Raw genomic sequence first — 13598 nt, forward strand, 5'->3', positions numbered from 1 at the left:
GCGGCTGTGGGGCATCGGCGGCGCTGGGCGTCGACGGCATCGCCGCGGCGCGTCAGTCGAAGACGGTCTCCAAATAGCGGTACGAGACCGCGGTCGGCTGGCGGCCGTCGCCGTCGTCCGATGCATACTCCAGCTCGGCGCCCGAGGCGCGGATATAGAGGTAGTGCTTCGAACCGGCGGGAGCCGAGATCTCCAGGCGGGGCCGGGCGTCTCCGGAGTCCAGGAACCCGGTCGAGATGGTCTTGCCTTCGAGAGGTCCGTCGATCAGTTTGGCGGTGTACGTCATCGTCGTTGCCATGCTGACATCATCCTCCGCCGCGCGGCTGCCGAAAAGGGGTCCACGCGCCCAGAGGTGGCTGCTCGACCGGAACAGAGAGACTGCGCCCAGGGCGAACGGCCTGGGCTTGATTAGGTGGATGAGCGGCGAAGGTGTGTATGGTTTGCCTGTCGGACGACGGATCACGCATGACGTGGACCGAAGCCGCCGGGGGAGCGCGCCACACCGGTCGAGTCGTGGACGTCGCCGTCAGCTGTGGACGACACAGCGTGTGCATATATAAGAGGAGTCACGTGCCCGACACGAAGAAGCTCGTCATCGTCGAGTCGCCGAACAAGGTGAAGTCGATCGCCCAATATCTGGGCGACGGCTACGAGGTCATGGCCTCGGTGGGGCACATCCGCGACCTCATCGAGCCCAAGAACCTGCCCCCGGAGCTCAAGAAGGGCTCGCTCGGCAAGTTCTCCGTCGACGTCGAGAACGAGTTCGAGCCCTACTACGTCGTGTCGGACCAGAAGAAGAAGACGGTCGCCGACCTCAAGCGCGCCCTCAAGAACGCCGACGAACTCCTCCTCGCGACGGATGAGGACCGCGAAGGAGAGGCGATCGCCTGGCACCTGGTCGAGGTGCTGAAGCCGAAGGTCCCGGTCAAGCGCATGGTGTTCCACGAGATCACCCGCGAGGCCATCGAGAAGGCGCGCGACAACACCCGCGAGATCGACACCGCCCTCGTCGACGCGCAGGAGACCCGCCGCATCCTCGACCGCCTCTACGGCTACGAGGTGTCGCCGGTGCTCTGGCGCAAGGTGGGTCCGGGCCTCTCCGCCGGTCGTGTGCAGTCCGCAGCGACCCGTCTCGTGGTCGATCGGGAGCGCGAACGCCTCGCGTTCGTCCCGGCCTCCTACTGGGGTCTCACCGCTCGGCTCGCCCCGGAGGACGCGAACGCCTTCGAAGCCCGGCTCGCCCGGCTCGACGGCACCCGCGTTGCCACCGGACGCGACTTCGACGACCACGGGCGCCTGACGTCCGATGCCCGGACGCTCGATGAGGCTTCGGCGACGACGCTCGCCGAGGCGGTCCGGAATCCCAGCACCGTCGTGGCCGTCTCCAAGGTCGACTCGAAGCCCTACTCGCGTCGGCCCGCGGCGCCGTTCACCACGTCCACGCTCCAGCAGGAGGCGGCGCGAAAGCTCCGCTTCTCCGCGCGCCAGACGATGAGCGTCGCGCAGTCGCTCTACGAGAACGGCTACATCACCTATATGCGCACCGACTCCGCGTCGCTGTCGCAGCAGGCCACGAACGCGGCGCGTTCGCAGGCCGCCAAGCTCTACGGCCCCGAGACGGTCCCGGACAAGCCGCGCACCTACGCGTCGAAGAGCAAGAACGCGCAGGAGGCGCACGAGGCGATCCGTCCGTCCGGCGAGACGTTCCGCACGCCTGCCGAGCTCGAGCGCTCGCTCCGCGGGCCGGAGCTGCGGCTCTACGACCTCATCTGGAAGCGGACCGTCGCCTCGCAGATGGCGGACGCCAAGGGACAGACCGCGTCCGTCACCGTCGAGGCGCGCATCGCCGAGGGCCCGCTCGACGGGACCGTCGCCGAGTTCACCGCGAGCGGCACGGTCATCACGTTCCGCGGCTTCCTCAACGCCTACGAGGAGGGCAAGGACGAGGAGCGCAACGCGTCCGACTCCGCCGAGGCCAAGCTGCCGCCCCTCACCGAGAAGCAGCCGCTGACCGTGCAGGACGTCGCGGCCGACGGGCACGAGACCACCCCGCCCCCGCGCTACACCGAGGCGAGCCTCGTGAAGTCGCTCGAGGAGCTGGGGATCGGCCGCCCCTCGACGTTCGCGAGCATCATCTCGACCATCATCGACCGCGGCTACGTCACGCAGCGGGGACAGGCACTGGTCCCGAGCTGGGTCGCCTTCTCGGTGGTCCGGTTGCTTGAGGACTACTTCGGCGACCTGGTGCAGTACGACTTCACCGCCGAGATGGAGGACGACCTCGACCGCATCGCCGACGGCGAGGCCGAGCGCGTCGACTGGCTGAACAGCTTCTACTTCGGCAGCGGCAAGCACAAGGGACTGCGCCGCGTCATCGACAACCTCGGCGAGATCGACGCGCGCAGCATCAACTCGATCGCCATCGACGACGGCGTGACGCTCCGCATCGGCAAGTACGGGCCGTACCTCGAGGTGGCCGAGCCTGACGCCGGCCCGGATGCGACGCCGCGACGGGTCAACATCCCGCCGGAGCTGGCGCCCGACGAGCTCACGCCGGCGAAGGCGCGCGAGCTGATCGAGGCCCCGGTGCAGACCGACCGCGTCCTCGGCTCCAACCCCGAGAACGGCAAGCTGGTGCTCGCCAAGGACGGGCGTTTCGGGCCCTACGTGACCGAGGCCGACCCGGAGGACGAGGCAGCGGCCGACCCGGCCACGGGCGAGGTGGCCGAGCCGGCCAAGAAGCCGAAGAAGGCCGCCGAGAAGCCGCGTACCGCGTCGCTCTTCAAGTCCATGGATCTCGCGACGATCGACCTCGACACCGCACTGAAGCTGCTCAGCCTTCCGCGCGTGGTGGGAGCCGACCCCGAGAGCGGGGACGAGATCCAGGCGCAGAACGGCCGTTACGGGCCCTACCTCAAGAAGGGCACGGACACGCGGTCGCTGCCGAGCGAGGACGACATCTTCGACGTCGACCTGGCGGGTGCCCTCGAGCTGTTCGCGCAGCCGAAGTACGGCAACCGCCGGGCGTCCAGTGCGCTCAAGGAATTCGACGCGGACCCGGTCAGCGGCAAGCCGATCCGGATCAAGGACGGCCGCTTCGGCGCGTACGTCACGGACGGCGAGACCAACGCGACCATCCCGCGCGGCGAGACGGTCGACGAGGTCGACTTCGACCGGGCGGTGCAGCTGCTCGCCGACAAGCGCGCCAGGGGGCCGGCCAAGAAGCCGGCTCGCAAGACCGCTGCGAAGGCGACCACGGCGAAGGCGAGCACCGCGAAGACGACCGCGGCCAAGAAGACGGCGACGAAGACCACCGCGGCCAAGACCACCGCAGCCAAGAAGCCGGCCGCGAAGTCGGCCACGGCGCGAACGGCGGCCGCGAAGAAGTCCGCCGAGTGACCGGCGGGCTCTTCATCACCCTCGAGGGCGGGGACGGCACGGGCAAGTCGACCCAGGCCGCCCTGCTCGAGGAGTGGCTGACGGGACTCGGGCGGACCGTCGTGCGCACCCGCGAGCCGGGCGGCACCGACGCGGGAGTCGAGATCCGCGAGATCGTCCTGCATCACCGTGGCGACATCGCCCCGCGGGCCGAAGCGCTCCTCTACGCGGCCGACCGGGCGCATCACGTTGCCACGGTCGTGCGTCCGGCGCTCGCCCGGGGCGAGGTCGTCCTCCAGGACCGTTACCTCGACTCGTCCGTCGCCTACCAGGGCGCGGGTCGCGTGCTGGATGCCCAGGAGATCCGCGAGCTCTCGCTATGGGCGGCCGAAGGGCTGCTCCCGGACCTCACCATCCTGCTCGACCTCGACGAGGACGCGGCGCGCGCTCGCCTCGACGCCTCGCGCACCCGCTACGACCGGCTGGAGGCGGAGCGCTCCGACTTCCACGCGCGCGTCCGCGCCGGCTACCTGGCACTCGCCGAGGCCGAGCCCGAGCGGTTCCTGGTCGTCGACGCCGGCCGTCCCGTGGACGAGATCGCCGCGGACATCCGCGAACGTCTCGCCGGCCGCGTCTGACTTATCCACACGATCCGGACGCGAGCGAAAGGTGTCCGCGGTGCCAGCTAGCCTGGAGAGCATGACGGTTTGGGACGAGCTCACGGGGCAGGATGACGCTATTGCGATCGTCCGGGCCGCCGCGGAGGGCTCTGGCGCCGTCCCAAGCACCGGAAGCTCCGCCAGCGGCGCGGGTCCCTCGCGCGGCATGACGCACTCGTGGCTGATCACCGGGCCGCCGGGGTCCGGCCGCTCCAACCTCGCCTACGCGTTCGCGACCGCCCTGCTCAGCCCCGGTACGCCGAAGGGCGATCTCGCCACCCGCCGCCAGGTGGAGGCGCGCACCCACCCCGACCTCGCGGTCCTCAGCACCGAGCGCGTCATCATCTCGATCGACGAGGTCCGCTCGCTCGTCGCGAGCTCTCAGTTCTCACCGTCGGTCGCGCGCTACCGCGTGATGGTCATCGAAGACGCCGACCGCATGACCGAGCGCACGTCCAACGTCCTGCTGAAGGCGCTGGAGGAGCCGCCCGAGCGCACGGTGTGGATCCTCTGCGCGCCCAGCGACGCCGACCTGCTGCCCACGATCCGGTCCCGCGTCCGCACCGTCCGCCTGCGGGTCCCGAGCGTGGCAGACGTCGCCGAACTCATCCAGCGTCGTGACGGCGTCGACGCGGAGACCGCAGAGCGCGCCGCCCGCCACGCCCAGAGTCACATCGGCATGGCGCACCGACTCGCCACTCACGAAGAGGCCCGTCGTCGCCGGGAGCAGACGCTCGAGTTGGCGCTGGGCATCCGGTCGGTATCCGACGCGGTGCTCGCGGCCGCCACGCTGCTCGAGATCGCCGGGGCCGACGCCAAGGCGATCACCGAAGAGCGGGATGCGGAGGAGCGGGAGCATGCGCTGCGATCACTCGGAATCGAGCCCGGTGGCACCATCCCTCCCGCACTGCGCGGACAGCTGCGCCAGCTGGAGGAGGATCAGAAGCGGCGCGCGACGCGCAGCCTCCGTGACGGGATCGACCGCATCCTCGTCGACCTGCTCTCCCTCTATCGCGATGTGATGATGCTGCAGCTCGGCAGCGACAGCGAGCTGGTGAATCGCGAGCTGCGACAGGAGCTCGACGCTCTCAGCACGCACACGACTCCGGCCGCTACGCTCGCGGCGATGGATGCCGTCGCGACGGCGCGCGAGCGCGTCGACGGCAACGTCGCCCCGGCCCTCGCGCTGGAGGCCATGCTGACCACGATCCTGCGCGGAGCGAACGCGCGGAAGGGGACCGACCTGTGACCTCCCGGAGCGCCGTCCGCACCGCCGTGATCGCCATCGCCGCCGTCGTCGCCCTGACCCTGACGGGCTGTGTGACCTGGTTCCTGCCGGCGAAGGCGTCGACGAGCTCGACGCCGGCGCCCGAGAAGGTCTCCGCCGCGCTCGCGCCTTTCTACGAGCAGATCCTCACCTGGAAGTCGTGCGACGGCGGCAAGCAGTGCGCGACGGCGAAGGCCCCACTCGACTGGAACGACCCCGGCAAGGGAGAGATCGAGCTCGCGCTCATCCGGCAGCCGGCGAAGGGCACGAAGCAGGGGTCTCTGCTGACGAACCCCGGCGGTCCGGGCGCGTCCGGGTTCGACTTCGTCAAGGACTCGGTCGACTTCGTCGCCGACGCCACGCTGCAGGACCACTTCGACATCGTCGGATTCGACCCCCGGGGAGTCGGCCGCTCCACCGCGGTGAAGTGCTACGACGCGGCCCAGATGGATCAATACCTCTACGGCATCACGCCCGGCGAGCGCGGTTCGGACCAGTGGATCGCCGAGAACACGACGGTGGCGAAGGACTTCGGCGCGGCCTGCCAGAAGAACACCGGCGCGCCGCTGCCGAAGGTCGACACCGTCAGCGCCGCGCGCGACCTCGACCTCCTCCGCGCCACCCTCGGCGACAAGAAGCTGAACTACCTCGGCTACTCCTACGGCACCTACCTCGGTGCGGTCTACGCGGGTCTGTACCCGGGCAAGACCGGCCGGCTCGTCCTCGACGGCGCGCTCGACCCCGCCGCCACCAATTTCGAAGTCACCCAGGTTCAGGCGAAGGGCTTCGAGAGCGCGCTGCGCGCCTATCTCAAGAGCTGCCTCACGCAGAAGGACTGCCCGTTCAGCGGGACGGTCGACAACGCCATGAACACGATCGCGCAGTTGCTCGCGTCCGTCGACAAGAGTCCGATCCGCAACTCCGACGGCCGCGAACTCGGTGCGAACACTCTCGTCACCGCGATCATCACGCCGCTCTACGACGCGACGGCATGGTCGTACCTCGACAAACTGTTCGAGTCGGTCATGCAGGGGAGCGCATCGGTCGCGTTCACGCTCGCCGACACGTACAACGACCGCAACGCAGACGGCACCTACTCGGACAACTCCACCGAGGCGTTCGTCGCGATCAACTGCCTCGACTACACCTACGACGCCGATCCCGCGACGATGCGGGCGCAGGCGGCGGAGCTGGCGAAAGTCGCACCGGTCATCGGCCCGTACATGGCGTACGGCGACATCGGCTGCGCGAACTGGCCGTACACATCCACCGTGAAGCGCGGACCGATCTCGGCCGACGGCTCGGCGCCCATTCTCGTGGTCGGCACGACCAACGACCCCGCCACTCCGTACGTGTGGGCGAAGAACCTGGCGTCCGAGCTCCAGAACGGCCACCTGCTGACCTACAAGGGCGAGGGCCACACCGCCTACAACAAGTCGAACTCCTGCGTGAACGGCACCGTCGACGACTTCCTGGTCCACGGCACCGTCCCTGCCGACGGCAAGACCTGCTGACGGAGTGGTGCAATTTTGCAGACGGTGAAATAATCGGTCCGTGTCTTCTCCGGCCACCGAATCCACGCTCAACGAGCTGGGTCTCCGCGAGCGCAAGCGCATCGCCACCAAGCGCGCGATCCAGCTCGCCGCGGTCGAGCTCGCGAGCGAGCGCGGCTTCGACCGCGTCACCATCGACGAGATCAGCCACGTCGCCAATGTATCGCCGCGGACCTTCTTCAACTACTTCCCCTCGAAGGAGTCCGCGATCATCGGCGAGCTCCCCGAACTGCCCGACGAGCAAAGCATCGACCGCTTCGTGACCGCCGGGCCGGAGGAGCCCATCCTCGACGGGATCAGCACCCTCCTGGTCGCCGCCATCGACCTGGGCGATACGAGCGGCGAGACACGGGGTGACGCCGGCGCGGAGCCGGACGGTGCGGACCCCGCGAGCATGCAGCGCTTGCACGCGATGCGCCGCGCGCTGCTCAAGGACAACCCGGAGCTCTTCGCCCTGCGCATGGCGAGCATGCACAAGTTCGAGGACGCGCTCAGCGGCATCGTGCAGCGCCGCCTCGCCCACGACGACCCGGAGCTCGTCGACGACCCGGAGACCCTGCACCAGCGCGCGCGACTAGTCACCTACGTCGCCTTCGCGGGGATGCGGCACGCCTGGTCGTGCTGGGCCGATCACGGCGGCGTCGAGCCGCTTTCCGACCGACTGCGCAGCTCGTTCCAGCAGCTCTCCGCGCTCGGCACCCAGGTCCGCTGAACCCCGGCACCGGCTGGTCGTCACGACGCCGCCGGATCGGGTAAGCTATCTGACTGTGCGCCGAGTGGAAGCCCGGCCCACGCCGCCCTAGCTCAGTCGGCAGAGCATCTCACTCGTAATGAGAAGGTCAAGGGTTCGATTCCCTTGGGCGGCTCCATTTCCTCCGTGCAGGTTCGATCGCATATTTTCTTCCCCTATTGCCTCCAACCCGCGTACGCTAGCCAAAAGCTGAGAATCAATCACATCTGCTGAGGCTGCTATGGACCCGAACCAGAAGTCACGCCGAACCCGAATCGTCGGCACCATCACCGCGGCGCTCAGTGCGCTGCTGCTCATAGCGGGGGCTTGGCCGCCGCCACGCCGGCCGGCGCAGACACCCGTCCACCCGACCCGACGAATCCAGCGTCACCGCCGACGGTCGGGGCGAGCTTCCTCCCGACCGTTCAGATCGACGGCGTGGCGTGGCAGCAGACGGTAGTGGGCGACACCGTGTATGTCGCCGGCAAGTTCACCACCGCGCGCCCCGCCGGCTCCCCAGCGGGCAGCAACACCACGCCGCGCAACAACTTCCTCGCCTATAACGTCACGACCGGCGTACTGAACACGGGAGTGAACGTCCAGCTCAACGCGCAGGCGAAGGCGGTCGCGGCCTCACCTGACGGCACCCGGGTCTATGTCGGGGGAGACTTCACCACCGCGAACGGCGCGAGCTACTACCGAATCCTCGCGATCAACACCTCGACGGGCCAAGTCGTCAGCTCCTTCCGTCCGACCGTATCGGGCCAAGTGGCGGGTATCGCGGCCACCGACACGGCGGTCTATATCGGTGGCGCCTTCGGCAGCGTCAACGGCACCTCCCGAACGCGCCTCGCGAAACTGAACGCGTCCGACGGGAGCCTCGTCAGCGCGTGGAACGCCTCCGCCGACGCCACCGTCACGACGATGGCGGTGAGCCCCGACGGCACCCGCGTCTACGCAGGCGGCGCCTTCCAGAACGTCAACGGCGCGTCGCACTACGGTCTCGCCAAGCTCGACGGGACCACAGGCGCCGCATTGCCCTTCCCCGTCAACTCGCTCGTGCGGGATGCGGGCCCGAATGCCGCCATCACATCGCTGAGCGCAACCTCCGACCGCGTCTACGGCAGTGGATACGATTTTGGGTCCGGCGGCAACTTCGAGGGCAGTTTCTCGGCCGACGCCACTACAGGCGCACTCGTCTGGCTCGAGGACTGCCACGGAGACACCTACTCGGTGGCTCCCATCGGCCCCGTCCTCTATGCGACGGGTCACCCTCATACCTGCCGCAACGTGGGCGGCTTCCCGGACACCAACCCCCGGACCTACCACCACACGCTCGCCTTCACGAAAGCCGTGACCCACACGCTGACAAACGACGGGAACACCGGCTACGCCAACTTCGCCGGTCAACCCGCGCCCTCCCTCCTGGACTGGTTCCCCGATTTCGCCGGCGGTTCCTTCACCGGTCAGGGCCAGGCCACCTGGTCGATCGCGGGCGACAGCCGCTATGTCGTGGTGGGCGGCGAGTTCCCACGGGTCAACAACAAGGCTCAGTACGGATTGGCGCGCTTCGCGATGACCACTGTGGTGCGCAGCACCATGGCGCCGGACAACAACACGGCACTGGTCCCGACCGCCACCTCGTCGACGGCAGGACAGGCGAAGGTGTCGTGGACGGCGACGTTCGACATGGACAACGTGAACCTCAACTACGCGCTGTCCCGCGACGGCGACACCGCGCACCCGATCTATCAGACGACGAAGAGCTCCCTCTTCTGGAGCCGGTCCGCGATGAGCTTCACCGATACGGGACTCGCCGGTGGCAGTACACACACCTACAGGCTGACCGTGACGGATCCTGACGGGAACAGCACCGCGGTAACCGGCAACAGCGTCGTCATCGCGGGCGGGTCGGGCAACCAGGCGCCTACCGCGTCGTTCAGTGCGACGGCCAGCGGGCTCAGCGTGTCCTTCGACGGGCGCGGGTCCAGTGATCCGGACGGCTCCATCTCGTCGTACGCCTGGACCTTCGGGGACGGCGGCACGGCGAGCGGATCGACCACGTCGCACACCTACGCGGCCGCAGGCACGTACACGGCGACGCTCAAAGTGACGGACAACGGCGGAGCCAGTTCGACGACGTCCAAGCAGGTCACCGTCAGCTCCGCGACAGGAACCGCACTCGCACGCGACGCGTTCCAGCGGACGGTCACTGGAGGATGGGGCACGGCCGACGCGGGCGGGGCGTGGACGGCCTCCGGAACAGCCACGTCGTACTCGGTCGCCTCCGGCACGGGGCAGATGTCCGATACGGCGGGCGGGTCGCGCACAGAGACCCTGGGGTCGGTTTCGTCGGCGCGCACCGACTCCACCGTGACGTTCACGACGGACGTGGCTGCGACCGGGGGCGGCATCTTCGCGTCCGCCCTGGCGCGGCAGGTCGGTTCCGCATCCTACGAGGGCCGCGCCAGGATCAGCTCGACGGGTGCCGTGGCGGTGCAACTCCTGCAGAGCGGAACGACCCTGAACACGGCCACGGTAGCGGGCGTGACCTACACGCCCGGGACGCAGCTCAAGCTTCGCGTGCAGGCGGTGGGGACCGCGCCGACGCTCTTCCAGGCGAAGGTGTGGCCGGCCGCGCAAGCGGAGCCGGGCGCCTGGCAGTTGAGCGTGACGGATTCGACAGCTGGCTTGCAGGCCGCCGGATCAGTGGGCCTGCGCGCCTACGTCTCCGGCACAGCGACGACCACGCCGGTCAGCTTCCGTTTCGACGACTACCTGGTCTCCGCCGTGCCGTGAGCCCCGGGGGCCCGGCGACTGATTGTGGTGACGAGGATGAAGTAGAGCGGCACCAGCAGGAAGATCAGCAGCGAGACCAGCGGCGCGAACGGTGAGATCGCCGCGGCGAGCAGCGACGGGACCGCCGCCAACGCCCCCTGGTAGCCGGTGACGCGCATCCACCGCGCGTCGTCGGGATGCAGCAGCCAGTCCGGGTGACGGGACAACGAGAAGCCGATGCCCGCCCAGGCGATGCTGACCAGCACCGAGGTGATCGTGTAGACGACGATCGCGACGACCTCGTCGGAGCGCGAACCGTCGCGGATCGCCGCGGCGATGAGCGAGGTCGGCCACGGCACCAGGGAGACGCCGAGCAGGAGCAGGAGATTGAACAGCAGCGCCGCAGGCCCCAGACGGCCGATGTGCTGGAAAACCGAGTGGTGGTGCAGCCAGATGCTCGCGATCGTCAGGAAGGCCGCAAGGTATGCGAGGTAGCTCGTCCAGTCGGCGAGCAGGGTCTCGGCGAAATGGCCGGGGGAGGGGACGCCCAGGTCGAGCACCAGCAGGGTGATCGCGATGGCGAAGACGCCGTCGCTGAACGCCTCGATGCGGCCGGTCTCCTTCTTCATCTCGCCTCCCCCTGCACCCTATGGCCTGGTGCCCGCCGCGGGTCGGTGGTTGGCTGCGAGCATGGCGGATGAGCTGAAGCGCGGCGACCACGTCGAGTGGTCCTCCCACGGGGTGGATGTGCCGGGCGAGGTCGAGAAGAAGATCACCGAGGACACCGAGGCGGCCGGCCGCACGGTCAAGGCGTCGAAGGACGACCCGCAGTACCTCGTGAAGAGCGACAAGAGCGGCAAGGAGGCGGTGCACAAGCCGGACGCGCTGCACAAGAAGAAGAAATGACGAACGGCCCGCGGGTCCCCCGATCCGCGGGCCGTTCGCCGTCCCCCTTGTTTCCCCCGGTTTCCCCCAGTCTGTGTCAGCCGATCGACTCGATGTGGTTGGGGCGTTGGCTGACGAGGTATCCACCGTCGAACGACCAGTTCTCCCAGTCGTGACGCTCGCGGCTCCAGATCTTCGCCCCCGTCTCAAGGTCGTACGCAATGCCGGGGTCGTCCTCGCCCGCGAATGTGTACAGGTGAGTGAGGCCCCAGACCGTGAAGTTCTGCGCCGGGGGTTCGGAGCGTCGACGACCGAGCCGGTCCCGTGATCGACCAGGCACTGCTTGCCGTTCGAGAACAGGAAGAATGCATCCCGGCTCGCCGTCAGCATGGAGCCATAGGCGACGTACCGTGCGGGGAAGCACGACGAGGTGGGAACGGTCCAGCGTTCAGCACCGGTGGTCTGATCGATCAGCGAAATGCTGTCTTCGGTTCCGACGAAGAACTCGCCCGTGTCCCCATGCTGGAATCTGCCGACCGCGGCCGGCACGGTCTCGGGCGTCGATGCGGCGAACACCGAAGCGCCCTTCGGGAGCGGCCGTGCCCAGAGTCTCCGCCCGTCGGGACCGAAGGCCGTCAGTTGATCCTGCGTTCTCGATACCGCGAGGAGGATCTGACTCATCGGCTGTACTTGGGCATTCAGTGCGGACAGGACCTCCCCGGTGTCGAGATCGAGCATCCGCGTAGATTCCAGGCCGTCAGCGTCGGTCCCATCGAGGTCGACGGCTGTTCCCGCAGGGGCTGGGAAGCCCAGGTTCGTCCACTGCAAGCCGGTGCCGATGGACCACCGGGGATGGGTGAGATCGGTCGGATCGGCGCGGAAGAGCGTGTCCTCGCCCGACGGATTCCCGTTGGAGTCGAGGTGACTTTGGAGCAGCACCACCTCGCCCGAGTCGCCCGGGACGGCTCGCATGTCCTGTTTCGGCCGGAATCCGGCCCAGTCGGGCCGGAACGTGCCGACCGTTTGTCCCGTCGCGAGGTCGAGCACGTCGTGAGGACCGACCGCTGCCTCCGGAAAGGCGAGGATGGCGCGCCCCGAGGTGCCGAGGACGGTGAAAGAGGTGCCGAATCCCACCTGCTTCGGCAGGAACTGCCACTCGCGCTGCCAGAGCACGGACCCGTTCGACGTATCGACGAGGGTCACCCCGATGTGCTCTTCCAGGTGGTTGATGCAGTCGGAGCCCTCGTACTCTTTCGGGCGCAGGCCAGACACGTAGACGACGCGCGCGTCGCTCAGTGTGTAGGTGGACGAGCCGGTGCACTCCGGGTCGCCCGGCAGGTCGAGGGACCAGCGGGTGGTCGACGCCAGAGCGTCGACGTCGTGCGGCAGCACCGGTGCCGTCTGCACCAGCGGCCGCTCCGTGGGCGTCGCCGTCGGCGTCCGACTGGGTGTCGGCGTGACCGTCTGCGTCGGCGTCGGCACGGGCGCCGGCGGCGTCTCGCCCCCGCCCAGGTGGATGACACCGGAGAGCGCGAGCGCGGCGGTTCCTCCCGCGAGCACGATCGCGACGCCCGAGAGCACGCTGGTCAGCAGGATCTGGAGGCGCTTGCGGCGGCGCGGCTCGTCGGCGACGGTGTCGATCAGCAGCTGGCGGATGGCGGCGCTGCGTTCGGGGGTGAAGTCCGTGGTGCTCATCGTGCACCTCCTTCGAGGATCGTGGAGTCGGTTCCGGGTTCGGCCGCCAGCGGGGAGGCCAGCGCGGCGAGGCGTGCGCGGGCGCGGGAGAGGCGGGATTTGACCGTCCCCTCCGGCACCCCGAGCGCTTCCGCGGCCTGGGCGGTGGTCAGTTCTTCGAGCACGCACAGCGTGATGACGTCCTGGTCGCGCTTGCTGAGCTTCGCGAATGCCTCCCGCACCTGCCGGTCGCGTCCGGCGCCGTCGAGGGAGTCGTCCACGTCGGGCGCGTGGTCCTGTTGGGGCGCGGGAGCGGGGAGCTTCGCGAGCGCGGTGCGGTAGCGCCGGAGGCCGCGGGTGTGGTTGCGCGCGACGTAGTTCGTCGTGACGAGCAGCCAGCCGATGATGGATCCGTCGACCAGCCGCACCGACTCGCGCTTGCGCCACGCCTCCAGGAAGACGGCGGCCGTCACGTCCTCGGCGTCGTGCGGCTGGCGCGTCAGCCGCAGCGCGTGGCCGAAGACGCGATCGCGGTGCCGGTCGAACAGCGACGCGAATGCGGGGCCGTCCCCGCCGCGTGCCGACGACCAGGCCGCGGCCTCGTCGAACTCTTCCGTGCTCATACCCTCTACTGTCCGGACGGGCCCGGATGGTTCCAGATCGGGCGCAAAGCG

The 13598-nt window shown here is 68.9% G+C and carries 11 protein-coding genes and 1 tRNA gene; 8 read left to right on the top strand and 4 right to left on the bottom strand.

Translation table 11 applies throughout. The annotated features are described in order from the left end of the window. Positions 1–52: 52 nt before the first annotated feature. Positions 53–298, bottom strand: a complete 246-nt coding sequence (locus ACRAWB_RS00600; protein WP_431351590.1) for a hypothetical protein — start codon at positions 296–298, stop codon at positions 53–55. Between the two features lie 272 nt (positions 299–570). On the opposite strand from ACRAWB_RS00600, the gene topA reads away from it, so the two are divergent. The 7 genes from topA to ACRAWB_RS00635 all read left to right on the top strand — a co-directional run bounded on the left by topA (position 571) and on the right by ACRAWB_RS00635 (position 10386). Then, positions 571–3399: a type I DNA topoisomerase gene (gene topA, locus ACRAWB_RS00605; protein ID WP_431351591.1), complete on the top strand. Its 2829-nt coding sequence runs from the start codon at positions 571–573 to the stop codon at positions 3397–3399. Beyond that, complete coding sequence (gene tmk, locus ACRAWB_RS00610; protein WP_431351592.1) at positions 3396–4016, top strand: dTMP kinase; 621 nt, start codon at positions 3396–3398, stop codon at positions 4014–4016. The genes topA and tmk overlap by 4 nt, the downstream gene beginning before the upstream one ends. A 61-nt stretch (positions 4017–4077) precedes the next feature. Then, positions 4078–5286 carry a DNA polymerase III subunit delta' gene (locus ACRAWB_RS00615; RefSeq protein ID WP_431351593.1) on the top strand — a complete coding sequence of 403 codons (1209 nt, stop codon included), beginning with the start codon at positions 4078–4080 and terminating at the stop codon, positions 5284–5286. After that, positions 5283–6818, top strand: coding sequence for an alpha/beta hydrolase (locus ACRAWB_RS00620; protein ID WP_431351594.1), 1536 nt, complete (start codon positions 5283–5285; stop codon positions 6816–6818). The genes ACRAWB_RS00615 and ACRAWB_RS00620 overlap by 4 nt, the downstream gene beginning before the upstream one ends. Positions 6819–6858: 40 nt before the next feature. Beyond that, a complete protein-coding gene (locus tag ACRAWB_RS00625) occupies positions 6859–7569 on the top strand; it encodes a TetR family transcriptional regulator (protein ID WP_431351595.1) in 711 nt (236 codons plus the stop codon). An 81-nt stretch (positions 7570–7650) separates the two neighbouring features. Continuing rightward, positions 7651–7726: transfer RNA gene (locus ACRAWB_RS00630), tRNA-Thr, on the top strand. 188 nt (positions 7727–7914) lie between these two features. Beyond that, positions 7915–10386: a PKD domain-containing protein gene (locus ACRAWB_RS00635; protein WP_431351596.1), complete on the top strand. Its 2472-nt coding sequence runs from the start codon at positions 7915–7917 to the stop codon at positions 10384–10386. Here the strand turns inward: ACRAWB_RS00635 and ACRAWB_RS00640 are convergent. Further along, positions 10362–10994 carry a TMEM175 family protein gene (locus ACRAWB_RS00640; RefSeq protein ID WP_431351597.1) on the bottom strand — a complete coding sequence of 211 codons (633 nt, stop codon included), beginning with the start codon at positions 10992–10994 and terminating at the stop codon, positions 10362–10364. The genes ACRAWB_RS00635 and ACRAWB_RS00640 overlap by 25 nt on opposite strands. A gap of 61 nt (positions 10995–11055) precedes the next feature. On the opposite strand from ACRAWB_RS00640, the gene ACRAWB_RS00645 reads away from it, so the two are divergent. Next, positions 11056–11271, top strand: coding sequence for a DUF2945 domain-containing protein (locus ACRAWB_RS00645; protein WP_431351598.1), 216 nt, complete (start codon positions 11056–11058; stop codon positions 11269–11271). A 76-nt stretch (positions 11272–11347) separates the two neighbouring features. Here the strand turns inward: ACRAWB_RS00645 and ACRAWB_RS00650 are convergent, their stop codons facing one another. Both ACRAWB_RS00650 and ACRAWB_RS00655 read right to left on the bottom strand, forming a co-directional pair. After that, positions 11348–11590, bottom strand: a complete 243-nt coding sequence (locus tag ACRAWB_RS00650) for a hypothetical protein (protein WP_431351599.1) — start codon at positions 11588–11590, stop codon at positions 11348–11350. A 1351-nt stretch (positions 11591–12941) separates the two neighbouring features. After that, the gene (locus ACRAWB_RS00655) at positions 12942–13547 is read right to left on the bottom strand and encodes an RNA polymerase sigma factor (RefSeq protein WP_431351600.1); all 606 of its coding nucleotides are present in this window, start codon (positions 13545–13547) and stop codon (positions 12942–12944) included. Between the last annotated feature and the right edge of the window lie 51 nt (positions 13548–13598).

The organism is Leifsonia poae (genome assembly GCF_050632865.1).
Taxonomy (GTDB): domain Bacteria; phylum Actinomycetota; class Actinomycetes; order Actinomycetales; family Microbacteriaceae; genus Leifsonia; species Leifsonia poae_B.